Annotated in this window: 14 protein-coding genes; 2 read left to right on the top strand and 12 right to left on the bottom strand. The window is 60.0% G+C overall.

The window, feature by feature from the left end; all coding sequences use genetic code 11:
• Positions 1-137: 137 nt before the first annotated feature.
• Entirely contained in the window at positions 138-590 is a 453-nt protein-coding gene (locus J5276_RS23600) for a GNAT family N-acetyltransferase (protein ID WP_111796640.1), read from the top strand.
• Between the two features lie 53 nt (positions 591-643).
• Here J5276_RS23600 and J5276_RS23595 read toward each other — a convergent pair whose 3' ends face one another.
• From J5276_RS23595 to J5276_RS23560, 8 genes are all read right to left on the bottom strand, one after another.
• Positions 644-2,296: an OFA family MFS transporter gene (locus J5276_RS23595; RefSeq protein WP_174012437.1), complete on the bottom strand. Its 1,653-nt coding sequence runs from the start codon at positions 2,294-2,296 to the stop codon at positions 644-646.
• A 132-nt stretch (positions 2,297-2,428) separates the two neighbouring features.
• Positions 2,429-2,767, bottom strand: a complete 339-nt coding sequence (locus J5276_RS23590) for a formate dehydrogenase subunit delta (RefSeq protein ID WP_111796641.1) — start codon at positions 2,765-2,767, stop codon at positions 2,429-2,431.
• Positions 2,768-2,838: 71 nt separating this feature from the next.
• On the bottom strand, positions 2,839-5,721 hold the full coding sequence (fdhF, locus tag J5276_RS23585) for a formate dehydrogenase subunit alpha (protein WP_111803983.1): 2,883 nt from the start codon (positions 5,719-5,721) through the stop codon (positions 2,839-2,841).
• A 4-nt stretch (positions 5,722-5,725) separates the two neighbouring features.
• Positions 5,726-7,282 carry an NADH-quinone oxidoreductase subunit NuoF gene (locus tag J5276_RS23580; protein ID WP_065660324.1) on the bottom strand — a complete coding sequence of 519 codons (1,557 nt, stop codon included), beginning with the start codon at positions 7,280-7,282 and terminating at the stop codon, positions 5,726-5,728.
• Positions 7,279-7,758, bottom strand: a complete 480-nt coding sequence (locus tag J5276_RS23575) for a formate dehydrogenase subunit gamma (protein WP_209159667.1) — start codon at positions 7,756-7,758, stop codon at positions 7,279-7,281. Before J5276_RS23575 ends, J5276_RS23580 begins: the two co-directional genes overlap by 4 nt.
• Positions 7,759-7,870: 112 nt before the next feature.
• A complete protein-coding gene (locus tag J5276_RS23570) occupies positions 7,871-8,806 on the bottom strand; it encodes a LysR family transcriptional regulator (protein ID WP_004431358.1) in 936 nt (311 codons plus the stop codon).
• Between the two features lie 115 nt (positions 8,807-8,921).
• The gene (locus J5276_RS23565) at positions 8,922-9,638 is read right to left on the bottom strand and encodes an aspartate/glutamate racemase family protein (RefSeq protein WP_013761066.1); all 717 of its coding nucleotides are present in this window, start codon (positions 9,636-9,638) and stop codon (positions 8,922-8,924) included.
• A 22-nt stretch (positions 9,639-9,660) separates the two neighbouring features.
• On the bottom strand, positions 9,661-10,290 hold the full coding sequence (locus J5276_RS23560) for a flavin reductase family protein (RefSeq protein ID WP_013761067.1): 630 nt from the start codon (positions 10,288-10,290) through the stop codon (positions 9,661-9,663).
• A 129-nt stretch (positions 10,291-10,419) separates the two neighbouring features.
• On the opposite strand from J5276_RS23560, the gene J5276_RS23555 reads away from it, so the two are divergent.
• Positions 10,420-11,097, top strand: coding sequence for a GntR family transcriptional regulator (locus tag J5276_RS23555; RefSeq protein ID WP_004431355.1), 678 nt, complete (start codon positions 10,420-10,422; stop codon positions 11,095-11,097).
• An 8-nt stretch (positions 11,098-11,105) separates the two neighbouring features.
• Here the strand turns inward: J5276_RS23555 and J5276_RS23550 are convergent, their stop codons facing one another.
• From J5276_RS23550 to J5276_RS23535, 4 genes are read right to left on the bottom strand one after another with little or no spacing between them, the layout of a single operon-like run.
• Positions 11,106-12,116: an ABC transporter ATP-binding protein gene (locus tag J5276_RS23550; RefSeq protein ID WP_111803985.1), complete on the bottom strand. Its 1,011-nt coding sequence runs from the start codon at positions 12,114-12,116 to the stop codon at positions 11,106-11,108.
• On the bottom strand, positions 12,113-13,096 hold the full coding sequence (locus J5276_RS23545; protein WP_004431353.1) for an ABC transporter ATP-binding protein: 984 nt from the start codon (positions 13,094-13,096) through the stop codon (positions 12,113-12,115). Before J5276_RS23545 ends, J5276_RS23550 begins: the two co-directional genes overlap by 4 nt.
• Positions 13,089-14,582, bottom strand: a complete 1,494-nt coding sequence (locus tag J5276_RS23540) for an amidohydrolase family protein (protein ID WP_174012433.1) — start codon at positions 14,580-14,582, stop codon at positions 13,089-13,091. The genes J5276_RS23545 and J5276_RS23540 overlap by 8 nt, the downstream gene beginning before the upstream one ends.
• Complete coding sequence (locus J5276_RS23535; RefSeq protein ID WP_065660320.1) at positions 14,582-15,775, bottom strand: amidohydrolase family protein; 1,194 nt, start codon at positions 15,773-15,775, stop codon at positions 14,582-14,584. The genes J5276_RS23540 and J5276_RS23535 overlap by 1 nt, the downstream gene beginning before the upstream one ends.
• Between the last annotated feature and the right edge of the window lie 5 nt (positions 15,776-15,780).

The following is a 15,780-nucleotide window of genomic DNA, read 5'->3' as shown; positions in this document are numbered from 1 at the left end:
CACAGCAGCGGTAAATACAGGTTTCGAAAGCAGGGAGATTTATGCGCAGAGGTTGAAAATCTGACCGCTCATCGCGGTTTCAGCCGGCTCTGAAAACGGAGCTGACCCTTTGGCATGTCTAATTCTGCGGAATTTCCATGAATATCAAATCTATCGACATCCGGCCCTTTGACGCGGCAGCGGATACGCAAATCCTGTCACGCATCTGGCTCGATGCCTCGCTGCTGGCACATCCCTTTATCGGCACGCAGCGTTTGCGCGAGCAGCAAAGACTGATCGAAGATACCTATCTGCCGTTATCGGAGACTTTCGTCGCGGCGCAGGCCGGTAACCCTGTCGGCTTCATCAGCCTGCTCGACAGTTTCATCGGAGGCCTGTTCGTCGCACCGGCACAACAGGGCAAGGGTATCGGGCGCAGGCTCATCGCCCACGCGCTTGATCTCAAGGGTGAATTGTCGCTTGAGGTCTATACCGCCAATGAGCAGGCGATGCGGTTTTACCGTTCGCACGGCTTCCTTGAAGTCTCGCGCAGGTCGACTGACGATGACGGCCTGCCCTTCGAGAATGCCCGCCTGTCAATCAAGGCCTGAAAACAAATCCGGGCAGCCACAGGGCTGCCCGGACCATCTGATGTTTGTTGCAATCAGCCAAACAGCACAAGGCTGCTTTTGACCGTGACCCACACGCCCCAGAGAAGTGGTATGCCGACGGCTGCCCAGGCGAGTGCGGCCTTGGCGTCCAAGCCACCCCTGCCGATACCGAAGGAACCGGTGGGCCCTGCATTGGCGGCTGCAGTCTTGGCCTGAAGTGTCGCAACCTCCGCATCCGACATGAACCATTTCTCCGGCAACGGCCGGACAAACGCGTTGGCGATGAGGCCGATCGCGAGCATCCCCGCCAGGATGTACATGGTGCTGGTATAGAGTGCGGGACCCGGTGCGACACCGGCCGCAATCTGTGCCTCGCGGATGTAATTCACGACAACAGGCCCGGCGACACCCGCCGTTGCCCATGCCGTCAGCAGACGGCCATGGATCGCGCCGACGAACTGTGTGCCGAAGATGTCGGCAAGATAGGCGGGAATGGTTGCAAAGCCGCCGCCATACATCGACAGGATGATGCCGAGGGCAAGAACGAAGAACGCCTTGGAACCCATCGTTGCCAGCGTCGGGGCCAGCGCATAAAGAATGATGCCAAGCACGAAGAAGCAGAAGTAAGTGTTCTTGCGGCCGATTTTGTCGGACATGGAAGCCCAGAAGAAGCGGCCACCGATGTTAAACAGCGACAGCAGGCCCGTGAACCCGGCCGCGATGGCGGCGATCGATGCTTTCTGCTCGATGTTGAGGTCCGCAAAACCAACGCCGGGCAGACCGATCAACGAACCCGCGAAAATCTCCTGCAACATTGGCGATGCCATGCCGATCACGCCGATACCCGCCGACACGTTGAGGCACAGAACCGCCCAGATGAGCCAGAACTGCTTCGTCTTGTGCGCATCACGCAGATGAACGTGACGATTGGTGATCATGGCACTTTTGGCCGCCGGGGCCGTCCAGCCTTCCGGACGCCAGCCCGCCGGTGGAATGCGGTAACCGAAGGCACCCGCCATCATGAAGACGAAATAGATCAATGCCATGACGACGAACGTTTGCCAGACACCGACTGAAGTATCCGTCTTGAAGGTATTCATGAGCAGATTGGCAAGCGGTGCGCCGATCATAGCACCGCCGCCGAAGCCCATGATGGCCATGCCGGTTGCCATGCCGCGCCGGTCCGGAAACCATTTGATCAATGTCGAGACCGGCGAGATGTAACCGAGGCCAAGACCAACGCCGCCGATGACACCTGCCCCGACCCACATCAGCCAGAGCTGGTGCGTCATCACGCCAAGCGCTGCAACCAGAATGCCGCCGCACCAGCAGCAGGCGGAAACGAAGCCGGCCTTGCGCGGCCCGACCCTTTCCAACCAACCGCCCCAGATCGCCGCCGAGCATCCGAGCAAGACGAAGAAGAGCGTATAGATCCAGCCAAGATCGGCCACACGCCAGTTGCACTCCGTGGTGAACAGTGCCCCGACAAGGGTAAGGCTGGAGCAACTGGGGTCCGTTGCCGGCAATGCCTTCGACAGCGGCAGCCAGAAGACGCTGAAGCCGTAGGCCATGCCGATACACAAGTGAATGGCCAGAGCCGCTGGCGGCACCAGCCAGCGGTTGAAGCCCGGTTTTGCTATGATCCGTTCGCGGTCCAGAACCCCGGCTTGCGCCGGCCCTCCCGCAGATACGCCTGCTACTGCCATCGACACTACCTCCCTCGTGAATGTCTGGACAACCATGATACGCCCCCATTGGCCGCATCGACCGGGCGTTACCGAGATCGCCGGATGTCCCCCATCCGGCAATACCTGTTTGCGGCGTGTTACCGCCTGGCTTTACGTGGTTTCGGGAATGCTCGGTTCGGACAAGGACTCGCCCGCAGCAACGCCCTTGCCCTCCGGCGTTCCCGTGGCATCCTTGCCAAGCCCGACCGCATCGGCGGCGGGCACCCCGGGCCTCTTGATCTTGAGCGCTGCTGCGAGCACCAGCGGCAAAAACTCCCCGGCACCGGCATCAAACATCTCGAAAAACCGTTTGCGCATACGGGGTTCCCAGAATTTGTTAATGTGCGTGGCGACCCCCTCAACGCGGATATCCTCCGGCTGGGAAAGGAAAAAAGTCGCGATCTGGTTCGCCATTCTCACCAGTTTTTCGTCGGTGTGATTAAGCAACATGGCTGTTTTCCCCGCGCCGCCTGACGGACGACGTTCACGTTTTCAAAAGGCCGGGATTGCCCCGGCCCCGACTATTCGGCCGCCTCGAGCTTGCCTGCGATCCGCCGCGAACGGCGGCTGAGCGCGTCATATCCTTCCTGCCATTCGGTCGGCCCGTTCGAGGGCGAGACCTGAACTGCAGTGACCTTGTATTCCGGACAGTTCGTCGCCCAGTCGGAGTAGTCGGTGGTGATGACGTTTGCCTGCGTGCCCGGATGGTGGAAGGTGGTATAGACCACCCCCGGCGCAACGCGATCGGTGATTAGCGCCCGTAGCGTTGTATCGCCCGAGCGGCTGGCGAGCTTGATCCAGTCACCATCCTTGACGCCACGCTGTTCGGCATCATGCGGATGGATTTCGAGACGATCCTCCTCATGCCAGACGACGTTTTCGGTGCGCCGTGTCTGCGCGCCGACATTGTACTGCGACAGAATGCGGCCGGTGGTGAGCAGCAGCGGAAAGCGCGGGCCGGTACGCTCGTCCGTCGCAACATATTCGGTGCGGATGAACTTGCCCTTGCCGCGCACGAACCCGTCCACATGCATGATCGGCGAGCCTTCCGGGAATTTTTCGTTACACGGCCACTGCACCGAGCCTCTGCTCTCCAGATAGTCATAGGAAACGCCGGCAAAGCTCGGTGTCGTCGCGGCGATTTCATCCATGATCTGCGACGGGTGCGTATAGTTCCAGTTCAGCCCCATGGCCTGAGCCAGCTTCTGAGTGACCTCCCAATCCGAATAGCCGTTTTTCGGCGACATGACCTTGCGCACACGATTGATGCGGCGTTCAGCATTGGTAAACGTGCCATCCTTTTCGAGGAAGGTGGAACCCGGCAGGAAGACATGCGCGTAGTTCGCCGTCTCGTTCAGGAACAGATCGTGCACGACAACACATTCCATCGCGGCAAGACCGGCTGAAACATGCTTGGTGTCCGGGTCCGACTGGAGGATGTCTTCGCCCTGAATGTAGATGCCCTTGAAACTGCCATCGACGGCTGCATCCAGCATGTTGGGGATGCGCAGCCCCGGCTCGTTGTTGAGGGTAACACCCCAGAGCTTTTCGAATATTTCCCGGGTGGCATCGTCGGATATATGACGATAACCGGGAAGCTCATGCGGGAAAGACCCCATGTCGCAGGAGCCCTGCACATTGTTCTGGCCGCGCAACGGATTGACGCCGACACCGGGGCGACCAATGTTGCCGGTCGCCATGGCCAGATTGGCAATCGCCATGACGGTCGTGGAGCCCTGGCTGTGTTCGGTAACGCCAAGCCCGTAATAGATTGCGCCATTGCCGCCCTTGGCGAAGAGCCTGGCGGCACCGCGCAGCTCCTCGGCGGGAACGCCGGTAAAGTTTTCTGTTTCCTCCGGGCCATGCTGCGGTTCGGCCACGAACGCGGCCCAGTCCTCAAATTCCGACCAGTCGCAACGCTCGCGGATGAAGGCCTCGTCGAACAATCCTTCGGTAACGATGACATGGGCAAGGGCTGTCAGCACGGCGACGTTCGTTCCAGGCTTCAGCGGCAAATGGAACGACGCCTCCACATGCGGCGTGCGAACGAGATCGATGCGGCGCGGATCGATGACGATCAGCTTGGCGCCCTGGCGCAGCCGCTTCTTCAAGCGTGAGCCGAACACCGGGTGCCCGTCCGTCGGGTTGGCGCCGATGACGAGGACAACATCCGAATGTTCGACGGAATCGAAATTCTGCGTTCCGGCAGAGGTGCCGAACGCCTGCCCCAACCCGTACCCCGTCGGCGAATGACAGACGCGGGCGCAGGTATCGACATTGTTGTTGCCGAAACCGGCACGGATGAGCTTCTGGACCAGAAAGGTCTCTTCATTGGTGCAGCGAGAAGAGGTGATGCCGCCGATGGATTCGCGGCCATACTTGCCCTGAATTCGCTGGAATTCGGAGGCGACATGGGCAAATGCCTCGTCCCACGTCACTTCGCGCCACGGGTCGCTGATCTTTTCACGGACCATCGGGTTGAGAATGCGGTCGCGGTGGCTGGCATACCCATAAGCAAAGCGACCCTTGACGCAGGAATGGCCACGGTTTGCCTGACCGTCCTTCCACGGCACCATGCGAACCAGCTCTTCGCCACGCATCTCCGCCTTGAACGAGCAGCCGACACCGCAATAAGCGCAGGTGGTGACCAGCGAATGTTCCGGCTGGCCGATGTCGATCACCGATTTTTCAGTCAGCGTCGCCGTCGGACAGGCCTGCACGCAGGCACCGCAGGAAACGCATTCGGAATCAAGAAATGCCTCGTGCGCGCCGGGCGAAACACGGCTTTCAAAGCCGCGCCCTTCGATCGTCAGGGCAAACGTTCCCTGCACTTCCTCACAGGCGCGCACGCAGCGGGAACATACGATGCACTTTGACGGATCGTAGGTGAAATACGGGTTGCTCTCGTCCTTGGGCATCCAGTTGGCGTTGAGGTCGCCATCGCCGGCACGGGCCTTCACATGGTTGTCACCATCATAGCCGTAACGCACGTCACGCAGGCCGACGGCGCCAGCCATATCCTGCAATTCACAGTCGCCATTTGCGGCGCAGGTGAGACAGTCGAGCGGGTGGTCGGAGATATAAAGCTCCATCACACCCTTGCGGATCTGCTTCAGGCGTTCCGTCTGGGTGTGGACGACAAGACCGGCCGCCACTGGCGTGGTGCAGGAGGCGGGGGTGCCATTGCGGCCCTCCACCTCGATGAGACAGAGGCGACAGGAACCGAAGGCATCGACCATATCGGTGGCGCAGAGTTTGGGAACATCGATGCCCGCTTCTCTCGAAGCACGCATGATGGACGTTCCCGCCGGCACGGTGATCTCGCGGCCGTCGATGGTTAGCGTGACCATCTCTGTCGAGGTGGATTTTGGTGTTCCGTAGTCGATTTCAGATATAAGGGCCATGGTCTTACTCCGCCGCTTCGACACGTGGGATGGGTGCAAAATCCTGCGGGAAGTGCCTGAGCGCGCTCATCACGGGATAAGGCGTGAAACCGCCTAGCGCGCAGAGCGAACCGAACTTCATGGTTTCGCAGAGATCCTCAAGCAGCGCCGTATTTCGCTCTGCTTCTATTCCAAGGGAAATCTTGTCCACCGTCTCGACACCGCGTGTCGAACCGATCCGGCATGGCGTACACTTTCCGCAACTTTCGACGGCACAGAATTCCAGGGCAAAACGCGCCTGGCGCAGCATATCGGCGGTGTCGTCAAAGACGACGATGCCGGCATGACCGATCAGGCCGCCTGCAGCGGTAAATGCTTCGTAGTCGAACAGCGTATCAAACAGCGACACCGGGAAATAAGCGCCCAATGGGCCGCCGACCTGAACCGCCTTGACCGGCCGGCCAGTAATGGTGCCACCACCGATTTCGTTGACCAATTGCCCGAGCGGCAGACCGAAAGCGGTCTCGTAAAGTCCGCCATGTCTGATGTTTCCGGCAAGCTGGATCGGGATCGTGCCGTGCGAACGACCAATGCCGAAATCCCGGTAGAACGCCGCGCCGCGATCCATGATCACAGGGATCGAAGCGAGAGAAATGACATTGTTGACTACCGTCGGCTTGCCGAACAGCCCCTGCAGGGCGGGAAGCGGCGGCTTGGCGCGCACCGTGCCGCGCTTGCCTTCGAGACTGTTGAGCAGCGAGGTTTCCTCACCGCATACATAGGCTCCAGCGCCCATGCGCACCTCGAGATCGAACGCGCGACCCGAACCCAGCACAGACGCGCCGATCACCCCTTCTCGCCGGGCAATGTCGATGGCTTTTTCCATCGTCCTAACGGCATGGGGATATTCGGAGCGGGTGTAGATGTAGCCCTTCGTTGCACCAACCGCGAGGCCGGCAATGGCCATGCCCTCGATAAGGACAAAGGGATCACCTTCCATGATCATGCGGTCAGCAAAGGTGCCGCTGTCGCCCTCATCCGCATTGCAGACAATGTATTTCTGATCGGCGGTGGCATCCGCCACGGTTTTCCACTTGATACCGGTCGGAAAACCCGCGCCACCCCGTCCGCGAAGGCCGCTATCGGTGACCTGTTTGACGATCTCCGCGGGGGTGAGTGCGACGGCTCTCTCCAGCCCCTTCATGCCCTTGTTGGCACGGTAGTCTTCCAGCGAAAGCGGATCGGTCACGCCGCAGCGAGCGAAAGTGAGGCGCGTCTGATTCTTCAGGAAAGGGATTTCTTCGGTCAGACCAAGACAGAGCGCATGATCGCCGCCATCAAGAAAATCCGCATCGAACAGCCCGGAAACATCAGAAGCTTTGACCGGACCATAAGCAACGCGGCCATGATGGGTGTCGACCTCTACCAGCACTTCAAGCCAGAGCAGGCCGCGCGAACCGTTGCGGACAAGGCGAATGTCAAGATTGCGGGCCGCGGCCTCACCTTGGATTGCTTCGGCAACGCGGTCGGCACCAACGGCGAGTGCTGCGGAATCGCAAGGCACGAAAACGGTCACGCTCATCGACGCACCTCCGCCAGAATGTCGCCAAGACAGTGCTCATCCACTCTGGCATGAACCTCGCCATCCAGCATCAGCGCGGGTGCCTGGGCGCAGAGCCCGAGACAGAAGACCGGCTCGAGTGTGACCGAGCCATCCTTTGCCGTCTGGTGCCAGTCGAGACCAAGTCTCCCCTTGATGGTGTCGGCAAGAGACTCGCAGCCCATCGACTGGCAAGCCTCGGCCCGACAGAGCTTCAGCACATGGCGCCCGCCGGGATGGTCGCGGAAATCGGGATAGAAGCTCACAACACCATGCACTTCGGCACGCGATACGTTGAGGGCCAGGGCGATCACCTGTTTGACGCTATCAGACACATAGCCGAATTCTTCCTGCACCCTGTGCAGGATGGGCAGCATTGGCCCTTCCATATGCAGACAGTCGTCAATGATAGCCTGCACACGCGTCGCCTCATCTGCGGCGACAGCACGAATATTCATGAGCCAGTCCTCCCAAACCGACAGGTGGCGGGCGTTTGAACCGGAGGACCTCCACATCCTTATCCGGCGCGCCGCGCTGCCTGATGGCGAAAGAATGGCGAGCGGAGCAAGATCAGGTCAATATCGTCTTTCCGTCAGTCGATAGGAAATTTCTATCAAAAGCGGAGGCCGCGACGCGCAATCGCGCCTCATGCAGCAGTGCGGAAACAAGTGGCGTATGGGGTTCACGATAGGTGGCGATGAGGCCGACAAGATGCTCGGCATCGGGCTCGACAATCGGGATCATTCGAATCTGTTTTGGAAAACCAAACGATTCCGCGATGTTACGCGGCATAATTGAAGCCCATTGTCCGGTTCGGATATGGGAAAACAGTACAATCATCGAATTGGACTCGAGCGTGGGTTTCGCTTCAACACCCGCTTCGGCCATGTGCTTGTTGATAATGCGGCGGTTTTGCATGTCGGAAGTCAATAGGCAAAGCCGAAGACCCGAAACCTGCTTCCAGGTCACGCTCTCTTGATCGGCAAGGGGCGTGCCTGCAGCCGCAATCAGGTGATATCGCTCCGAGTAAAGCGGAACCGTCGTCACCCGGCCCAGAGGTTCGTTGTCGAGATAGGTGATTCCCGCGTCGATTTCGAGATTTTCGATCTGGCTGAGAACCTGCAACGACGTGCGGGAGGTGACGGAAAACGTGACTGCCGGGTGACGCGCCTGAAAGGGTTCGGTGAGCCTGGGCACCATGGCGAGAGCGGTGGGGATGACGGCCAGCCGGATATGGCCGGCGAGACCTTTACGCGCAGCGCGCATTTCCTCCCGCATCGTGCGTGTATCGGCAACGATGCGCCTTGCCCATTCGAGCACCCGCTGTCCCTCCGGCGTCAGGCCCTGATATCGGGCCGCGCGCACTACGAGCACGACACCGAGCTGATCTTCCAGTTGCCGGATGGCCGCAGACAGCGTCGGCTGCGAGATGCCGCACTCCTCCGCGGCCCGCCCGAAATGCTCCGCGCGCGCAAGTGCAATGAAAAACTCCAGCTTGTCGATCATCCTGCCTCCCATCCCGCGCGACCATTCTGCGGACCGGCGCGAAAGCAGACACTAGAGCGAGGCGAGCTTTGTCGCAAACGCCGTGGAGGCGCTTTGCCGCACCCGCGTTTCCCGGTCAGGCGACGAGCTTGGTTTCCTTCACCCGCGGATAATCATAGGCATTGACCTTGGATGTCACGTAACCCGCGCCCACCAGGGCTTCGGCCAGCTTGACGGCGGCCGTGACACCATCGATGACAGGGACGCCGGTTGCCTCGCGCAGCCTGTCGCACAGTGCGGACATGCCGGCGCAACCGAGGATGATGGCTTCTGCCGCATCTTCTTTCTTGGCCGCTTCGATTTCGCGGATCAACATCGCCTCGGCTGCAAGCGGATCCTCTTCAAGACCCAGCACCGGCAGATTGATGGCACGAACCCTACGGCAATGCCGCTGTGCACCGTAGCTATCGACGAGATCTTCGATAATGGGGATGGAGCGCGGCAGCGTTGTGATGATGGAAAAGCGGCGGCTGATCGTCATCGCCACCTGAATGCCGGCCTGGCAGATGCCGATCACGGGACCACGCGCGACTTCGCGCGCCGCATGCAGGCCCGGATCATCAAAGCAGGCAATGACATAGGCATCGACGCCCAGCCGCTCGCCCTTGCGGATTTCCTCCAGCATGCCGGGAACAGCCAGCGCCTCATCGGCCCCGCCTTCGATACTGACCGGCGTATCGACAGGGTTTGCAGCGGAAATCTTCGTATCCGCCTGCCTGACGCGCAAGGCGCTCTCGAGCGCCTGCGCCGTCATCGAGGCGGTTGAGTTCGGGTTGATCAGACGAATATGCATTCAGGTCAGCCTTTCGGGACTGTCACTTGCCATCTGGCTTGATGAAGTCGGTAATGGGGGGCGCCTTCAAGACGAACTGGCGATCCGAGGTAATGTAATTGTCGGCATGGAGGCGTGCGATCGGCTGGTATCGGTCCGGATCGACATAATGCCCCTCCTTGTCGAGGCAGTCCCTGTGGACATGCATGTGCACGACCTCCCCCAGCACCAGCGTCCGCCGCGGATAATCGATCAGACGCTCCACCCGGCACTCGAAGGCGCAGGGCGATTCCGCTGCAAAGCTTGCATCGATCTTGTTGCAGGGCGCCGGCGTCAGCTGCGCCATGGAAAGTTCATCGACCTCGCTGTCGAAACCGAGGCCGCAGACAAGCATATGTTCGGATATAGTCATATCGACCATGTTGACGACAAACTCGCCGGTGCGGCGAATATTGGCCATCGTGTCCTTCTCCTCGCCATTCAGACGCGGCTGGATTCCGAGAACAACGATGGGCGGATCATGGGAAAAGACGTTGAAAAAGCTCATCGGCGCTGCATTGTTGTGGCCCGCTTCCGAGCGGGTCGTGACAAGCGCTATCGGCCGTGGACCAATAAAATTCGTCAGCAACCGATAGCGGCTCTGTGGCTCAAGCGTGGTGAAGTCGAATTCCATGACGTTGTCCCGTTTATAGTATACAATATTGTTTCATATTGTTGACAATTGTGCAACCAAAACCCTGTTGAAACAGTTGACTTTTTCGGCGGCATCACGCTTTTCTAACCCTAATGGAGAGCGAACAAAATGACCGAGCAGAACGGCCAGTCCACACAGCAAATTGTCGAGAAAGTCTGGCTATCCATCGCTGAGCGGCGGCTGCGTCCCGGCGTGCAGCTGAAGGAAGAACAACTGGCGACAATTTTCAGTGTCAGCCGTGCACGTATCCGTCAGGCCCTGTCCGTTCTGGAGCGCGACGGTCTCGTCACCATCGTTCCCAATCGCGGCGCCTTCGTTTCGAAACCATCGGTCGAAGAAGCCAGAGACGTGTTTTTCGTGCGTCGCACCGTGGAGCAATGTGTCGTTGAACGTCTGTGCAAATCGGCCACCAAGGCCGATCTGAAACGGCTTCGCGACCATGTCGCCAAGGAGCGCGTGGCCAATGCTCACAACATCACCACAGATATCATCAAGCTCTCCGGCGGGTTCCATCTGCTGCTTGCGGAAACGGCCGGTTCCGATTTCCTGTTCACCACCATGCGCGACCTCATTTCGCGTTCCTCTCTCATCACCGCCGTTTACCGCAACACCGACCGCTTCAATTGCGGACCGGACGAGCATGCGGAAATCGTCGATGCGATTGCCAATAACGACCCGGCGAAAGCCACGCATCTGATGACCCACCATCTGGAACACGTGGAAGCGGAACTCGATCTCAGCGAAATCCGCGACCTTTCCCACGATCTGCGCGCCGCACTCGCCTGACCCGACGGTCAGACGAGTTCTCTTTCCTTCACAACCAGCTCTTCTTCGTCCGACACCAGATGGCAGGCGACACGTGTGCCGCCGACAAGCGTGCGCACCTTTGGCACCTCCGCCGAACAGCGCGCCGTTGCAAGCGGGCAACGCGGATGAAACGTGCATCCCGATGGCGGTTTGAGCGGGCTTGGAACTTCACCGGCAACCAGTTCCCGGTCACGGCGCGGCGCGTCGATATTGGGAATGGTCTGCAGCAGAAGCTGGGTATAGGGGTGACGCGGGCGGGCGAACAGCTCCTCCGTGTCGCCCTCCTCCACGATGCGGCCAAGATACATGACCGCGATGCGATCCGACATGTGGCGAACCACGCTCATGTCATGACTGATGAACAGATAGGTCAGCCCCAACTCGTCCTGGAGGCGTCGCATCAGGTTCAGCACCTGCGCCTGCACCGATACATCGAGTGCCGATGTAGGCTCGTCACAGACCAGAAACTCGGGCTCACTTGCCAAAGCGCGGGCAATGGAGATGCGCTGACGCTGGCCGCCTGAAAATTCATGCGGAAACTTTTCGCCGTCCGAAGCAGACAGACCAACCGTCAGCAACAGTTCCTCCACCCGTTCCATGGTCTGGGCCCGGGTCGCACGAAGTTTCAGTTCGCGGATGGGTTCGGCAATGATATTCTTCACCCGCCAGCGCGGATTGAGCGAGGCATAGGGATCCTGAAAGATCATCTGCGCCGAAAGCGGTGTATCCTTGCGACCCTTGGCGAAGTGGAAATCACCCGCGCTTGGCCGGAACAGCCCGGTCACCAGACGGGCAACCGTGGACTTGCCGCAGCCGCTTTCCCCTACGATGCTGAGACAGCCGCCCGCCGGAACCGTAAAATCGATGTCGTTTACGGCCTGGACGAATTGCCGGGGCTTGCGCTCAATGATCCGGTTGAGCCATGGGGCAGAGACATCGAAGGTCTTGGTGAGGCCCTTGACCGTCAATGCGGGTGTTCTTTGAACCGGCGTGTTCATGCTGTACCTCCTGCATTCATCCAGCAAGCGCTGGCGCCATCACCCACCGCTTCCAGTTCCGGCCGCTCGCGAAGACAGCGCGGTCCTGAGAACCCGCAGCGCGGATTGAAGGCGCATCCGGGCGGGATGGCGTCGAGACGCGGCATGGCACCGTCGATCTGGTTGAGCCGTTCCACTCGCGCGCCGAGCGAAGGAATGGAGGCCATCAGGCCCTGCGTATAGGGGTGCCTCGGCGCATGGAGAACCTGTTCGACCGGCCCCACCTCTATCAACCTGCCAGCATAAAGCACGGCAACGCGATCGGCTGCCTCGGCGATGACGCCCATATCATGGGTGACCAGCATGACAGCCGTCTGCTTTTCCTTGCAGAGCTTGCGCAGCAGCGAGATGATCTGCGCCTGGATCGACACGTCAAGCGCCGTCGTCGGTTCATCGGCGATGATCAGTTTCGGCGACGCCGCAAGTGCGAGCGCTATGACGACGCGCTGGCGCATACCACCGGAGAATTGATGCGGATGGTGATCGACGCGCTCTTCCGGAGATGGAATACCGACATCACGCAAAAGCTGGACTGCGCGTGCCTTTGCATCCCTTTTCGAAAGCGGCAGATGTTGGCGGATTGTCTCCACAAGCTGCGCGCCAACCGTGAACAGCGGATTGAGCGAGGTGAGCGGATCCTGAAAAATCGCGCCGATTTCCCGGCCACGGATGCTTTCCATCGCCCTGTCATCGAGTTGATCGATACGACGCGACCCAAGCCATATTTCGCCATCCGCGATGCGACCCGGTTTTTCGAGCAGGCCCTGTATCGCAAGGCCGGTCATGGATTTTCCGGCACCGGACTCCCCGACCACACCGAGGATTTCGCCAGGGCGGATGGAAAGGCTGATATCCGAAAGTGCCGTCACCGTTCCCCGGCGGCCAGGGAACTCGACTTTCAAATTGCGGACATCGATAACCGACTGGTTCATGTCATCCATTGGTATTCACCTCCACCGGGTAGCTCGGGGGGAAGATTTCCGAAACGGGCGGATTGGCCCAGCTTCGCTCCGGATATTTCGCGATCAGCCCATCGAACTGTGCCTGCGCCTGAATGCGGGCGCTCGCCATGTCGATGTTCGCGACCTGTCTTTCCCGCATGGAGAGACGACCATCGACAAACACGGCGCGCGTGATTTTGCCTGAACCGCCGGTGACAATTGTTGTGATCGGATCGAGGCTCGGCGCCATGACCGTGTCATCCAGATCGAAGACCGCGATATCGGCGCGCGCACCCTTGGAAAGATGTCCGAGATCGGAGCGACCCAGCGCCCGAGCGCCGCCGAGTGTGGCGGCGTCGAACAGATCGGCTGAGCGGACCTTATCTGGAGCACCGTCATTGATGCGGCAGGTTATGAGACCGACAAGCAGGTTCATCAGCATGTCGGCGGGCGCCGTATCGGTGCCCATCGCAATGTTTATTCCAAGCTGGCGGCACGCGGAGAAGGACGACAGCGTACTGCCGCTTCTGGCCGACACCAGCGGACAGTGGACGATCGACACGCCGTTTTCCGCATAGAGCGCCAGATCTTCCTGCGTCGCATTGGTGGCATGCGGCGCGATAAGGCGGTCGCTCAGCAGGCCTGCTTTTGCGAGCCATACCGGCGCGGTTGAGCTATGCAGCTTGCGAACCGTGTCAACTTCCATGGTGCCCTGCGCCATATGCAGCCGGAATTTGCAGCCGAGATCACCGGCGGCCGCATCGGTTCTTTCCAGCAGGGTGAGCGTCGATGTTTCAACCCTATCAGGTGCCAGAAGGCCGCGGACGAGGTCGCCGTGTCTTCCGGTCTGCCGTTCGATGAACGACACTGCTTCCTTCAGCCCCTGAAGACCGCGCTCCTCATCGAACACGGGCACCATGCGTCCCGGCTCTTCCAGCACCATGCCGCCGGAGCGGAAGGCGGGGCTGAGATAGACCCGGAGACCAAGTTCGCCGGCAGCATCGGCCGCAGCCTCGAATTCAGCGACCGTTTCTCCCCATTCACGATAAAACAGCGAGGCAATGGGTGCCGCCGTGGTGATGCCGTTGAGGAGAAGCTGGCCAAAGGCGAAACGTTTCTGGAAGGCAAGCTCCTCCTCGGAATACATCTCGTAAGGACCGGCCTCGACATAAGAGCGCGGCCAGACACGGCCCTTCGCCCAGCCGGGATGATTGTCGATCCCCAAAATAGTCGTATCGAAATCGGAAAGCGCATCGAGGTCGATCAGGCCGGGGCTGATCAGAGCATTGCCGAAATCGACGCGGCGCGCGACCTCGCCTGGAAAGCCATGGCCGACAAAAAGGATTTCGCCGTTCTCGAAAACCACTTCGCCGTTTTTCAACAGCCGGTGAGACCCGTCCTTATGACCGACCACCCAGCTTGCGGTGAGCAGCGTGCGACCGGAGGGGCGTTCACCGAGAGCGATAGACTGTAGCGGATTGCTCATCATGGCGCCTCCACCACCGCCTTGCCGCCTCTGGCGGTCACGCGTCCGCCCTTTACGACCATGGGCCGCGGCGCGACATCGACAACGGCATGGGCCAATGTTTCGCCGGTCAGCAGCGTGAAATCGGCGGAGCAGCCAACCTCAAGACCGTAATCCTTGAGGCCCATGACATCGGCACCGCCCTGCGAGACGACATGCAGGACATGCGCAAGCTCGATATCCGAGCGCAAGCCGTTCTTCATGCCGATGATCTTGGCCCGGTCGAGCATATCCGGCTGGCCCCAAGGTCCCCAGGTATCGCGAATGCCATCACAACCGCCGCCAACGCGAACGCCGGCTTCCTTCAACCGCATGATCGACGGCACGGTTGCCGAGGGCGCGCCCGTCGTCAGGATCGCCACATCGAGCCGGGCGATTTCATCGATCAGCTTGCCGACCCTGATGTAATCATTCATGCCCAGCGCAAAGGCGTGGCTGATTGCGACCTTGCCTTCCATGCCATTGGCACGAATACGCTCGAAGATCAGCTCCATCGTGAAGGCGCCGAGATCGGCAGCCTCATGCAGATGAATGTCGATCGGCACGCCGTGCCTGACCGCGAGTTGAAAGAGGATATCGAGCTGACCTTTGGGATCGCGATCGATGCCGCAGGGATCGATGCCGCCAAGGACTTCGCAACCCTGTTTCAAGGCCTCGTCCAGCAGCTCCACCGTGCCGGGCATGACCATGACGCCGGACTGCGGGAAGGCAACGACCTCTATGTCGATGATGCCTTTCAGCTTCTCACGTGTTTCCCATATGCCTTCAACAAGCTTCAGGCCGTGGGTCGGATCGATATCCACATGGCTGCGGATATGCGTGCCGCCGTTTGCAGCAAGGCCGATGGCGTGGCGCATGGACTGGCGGTGCGGATCGATACCGATCTGGGTGCGGTTCTCGCGCTCGAAATCGATCCGTCCGCGCAGGATGGCGGCACGGTTGTTCTCATGCCAGGGCATGCCCCATGTCGTCTTGTCGAGATGGGTGTGTGCATCGATGAGACCGGGCGCGACGATTGCGCCGTTGCCATCCTCGACCGCCATGCCGGGTTCGGCTTCGAATTTTCCAAAACCGGCAATCTTTCCCTGTCTTACCAGAATATCGCAGGTGTCGCCCGCCATGGGCCTGACGTTGCGGAGCAGAAGATCGTACATGGAAC

The organism is Agrobacterium sp. S7/73 (assembly GCF_019355535.1).
Classification (GTDB): Bacteria; Pseudomonadota; Alphaproteobacteria; order Rhizobiales; family Rhizobiaceae; genus Agrobacterium; species Agrobacterium tumefaciens.
This window is presented reverse-complemented; position numbering and strand designations above follow the sequence as displayed.

Bases quoted from the DNA above. Each gene is read 5' to 3' on its own strand.
- J5276_RS23600 (WP_111796640.1), top strand. From the start codon at position 138: ATGAATATCAAATCTATCGACATCCGGCCCTTTGACGCGGCAGCGGAT.
- J5276_RS23595 (WP_174012437.1), bottom strand. From the start codon at position 2,296: ATGGCAGTAGCAGGCGTATCTGCGGGAGGGCCGGCGCAAGCCGGGGTT.
- J5276_RS23590 (WP_111796641.1), bottom strand. From the start codon at position 2,767: ATGTTGCTTAATCACACCGACGAAAAACTGGTGAGAATGGCGAACCAG.
- fdhF (WP_111803983.1), bottom strand. From the start codon at position 5,721: ATGGCCCTTATATCTGAAATCGACTACGGAACACCAAAATCCACCTCG.
- J5276_RS23580 (WP_065660324.1), bottom strand. From the start codon at position 7,282: ATGAGCGTGACCGTTTTCGTGCCTTGCGATTCCGCAGCACTCGCCGTT.
- J5276_RS23575 (WP_209159667.1), bottom strand. From the start codon at position 7,758: ATGAATATTCGTGCTGTCGCCGCAGATGAGGCGACGCGTGTGCAGGCT.
- J5276_RS23570 (WP_004431358.1), bottom strand. From the start codon at position 8,806: ATGATCGACAAGCTGGAGTTTTTCATTGCACTTGCGCGCGCGGAGCAT.
- J5276_RS23565 (WP_013761066.1), bottom strand. From the start codon at position 9,638: ATGCATATTCGTCTGATCAACCCGAACTCAACCGCCTCGATGACGGCG.
- J5276_RS23560 (WP_013761067.1), bottom strand. From the start codon at position 10,290: ATGGAATTCGACTTCACCACGCTTGAGCCACAGAGCCGCTATCGGTTG.
- J5276_RS23555 (WP_004431355.1), top strand. From the start codon at position 10,420: ATGACCGAGCAGAACGGCCAGTCCACACAGCAAATTGTCGAGAAAGTC.
- J5276_RS23550 (WP_111803985.1), bottom strand. From the start codon at position 12,116: ATGAACACGCCGGTTCAAAGAACACCCGCATTGACGGTCAAGGGCCTC.
- J5276_RS23545 (WP_004431353.1), bottom strand. From the start codon at position 13,096: ATGGATGACATGAACCAGTCGGTTATCGATGTCCGCAATTTGAAAGTC.
- J5276_RS23540 (WP_174012433.1), bottom strand. From the start codon at position 14,582: ATGAGCAATCCGCTACAGTCTATCGCTCTCGGTGAACGCCCCTCCGGT.
- J5276_RS23535 (WP_065660320.1), bottom strand. From the start codon at position 15,775: ATGTACGATCTTCTGCTCCGCAACGTCAGGCCCATGGCGGGCGACACC.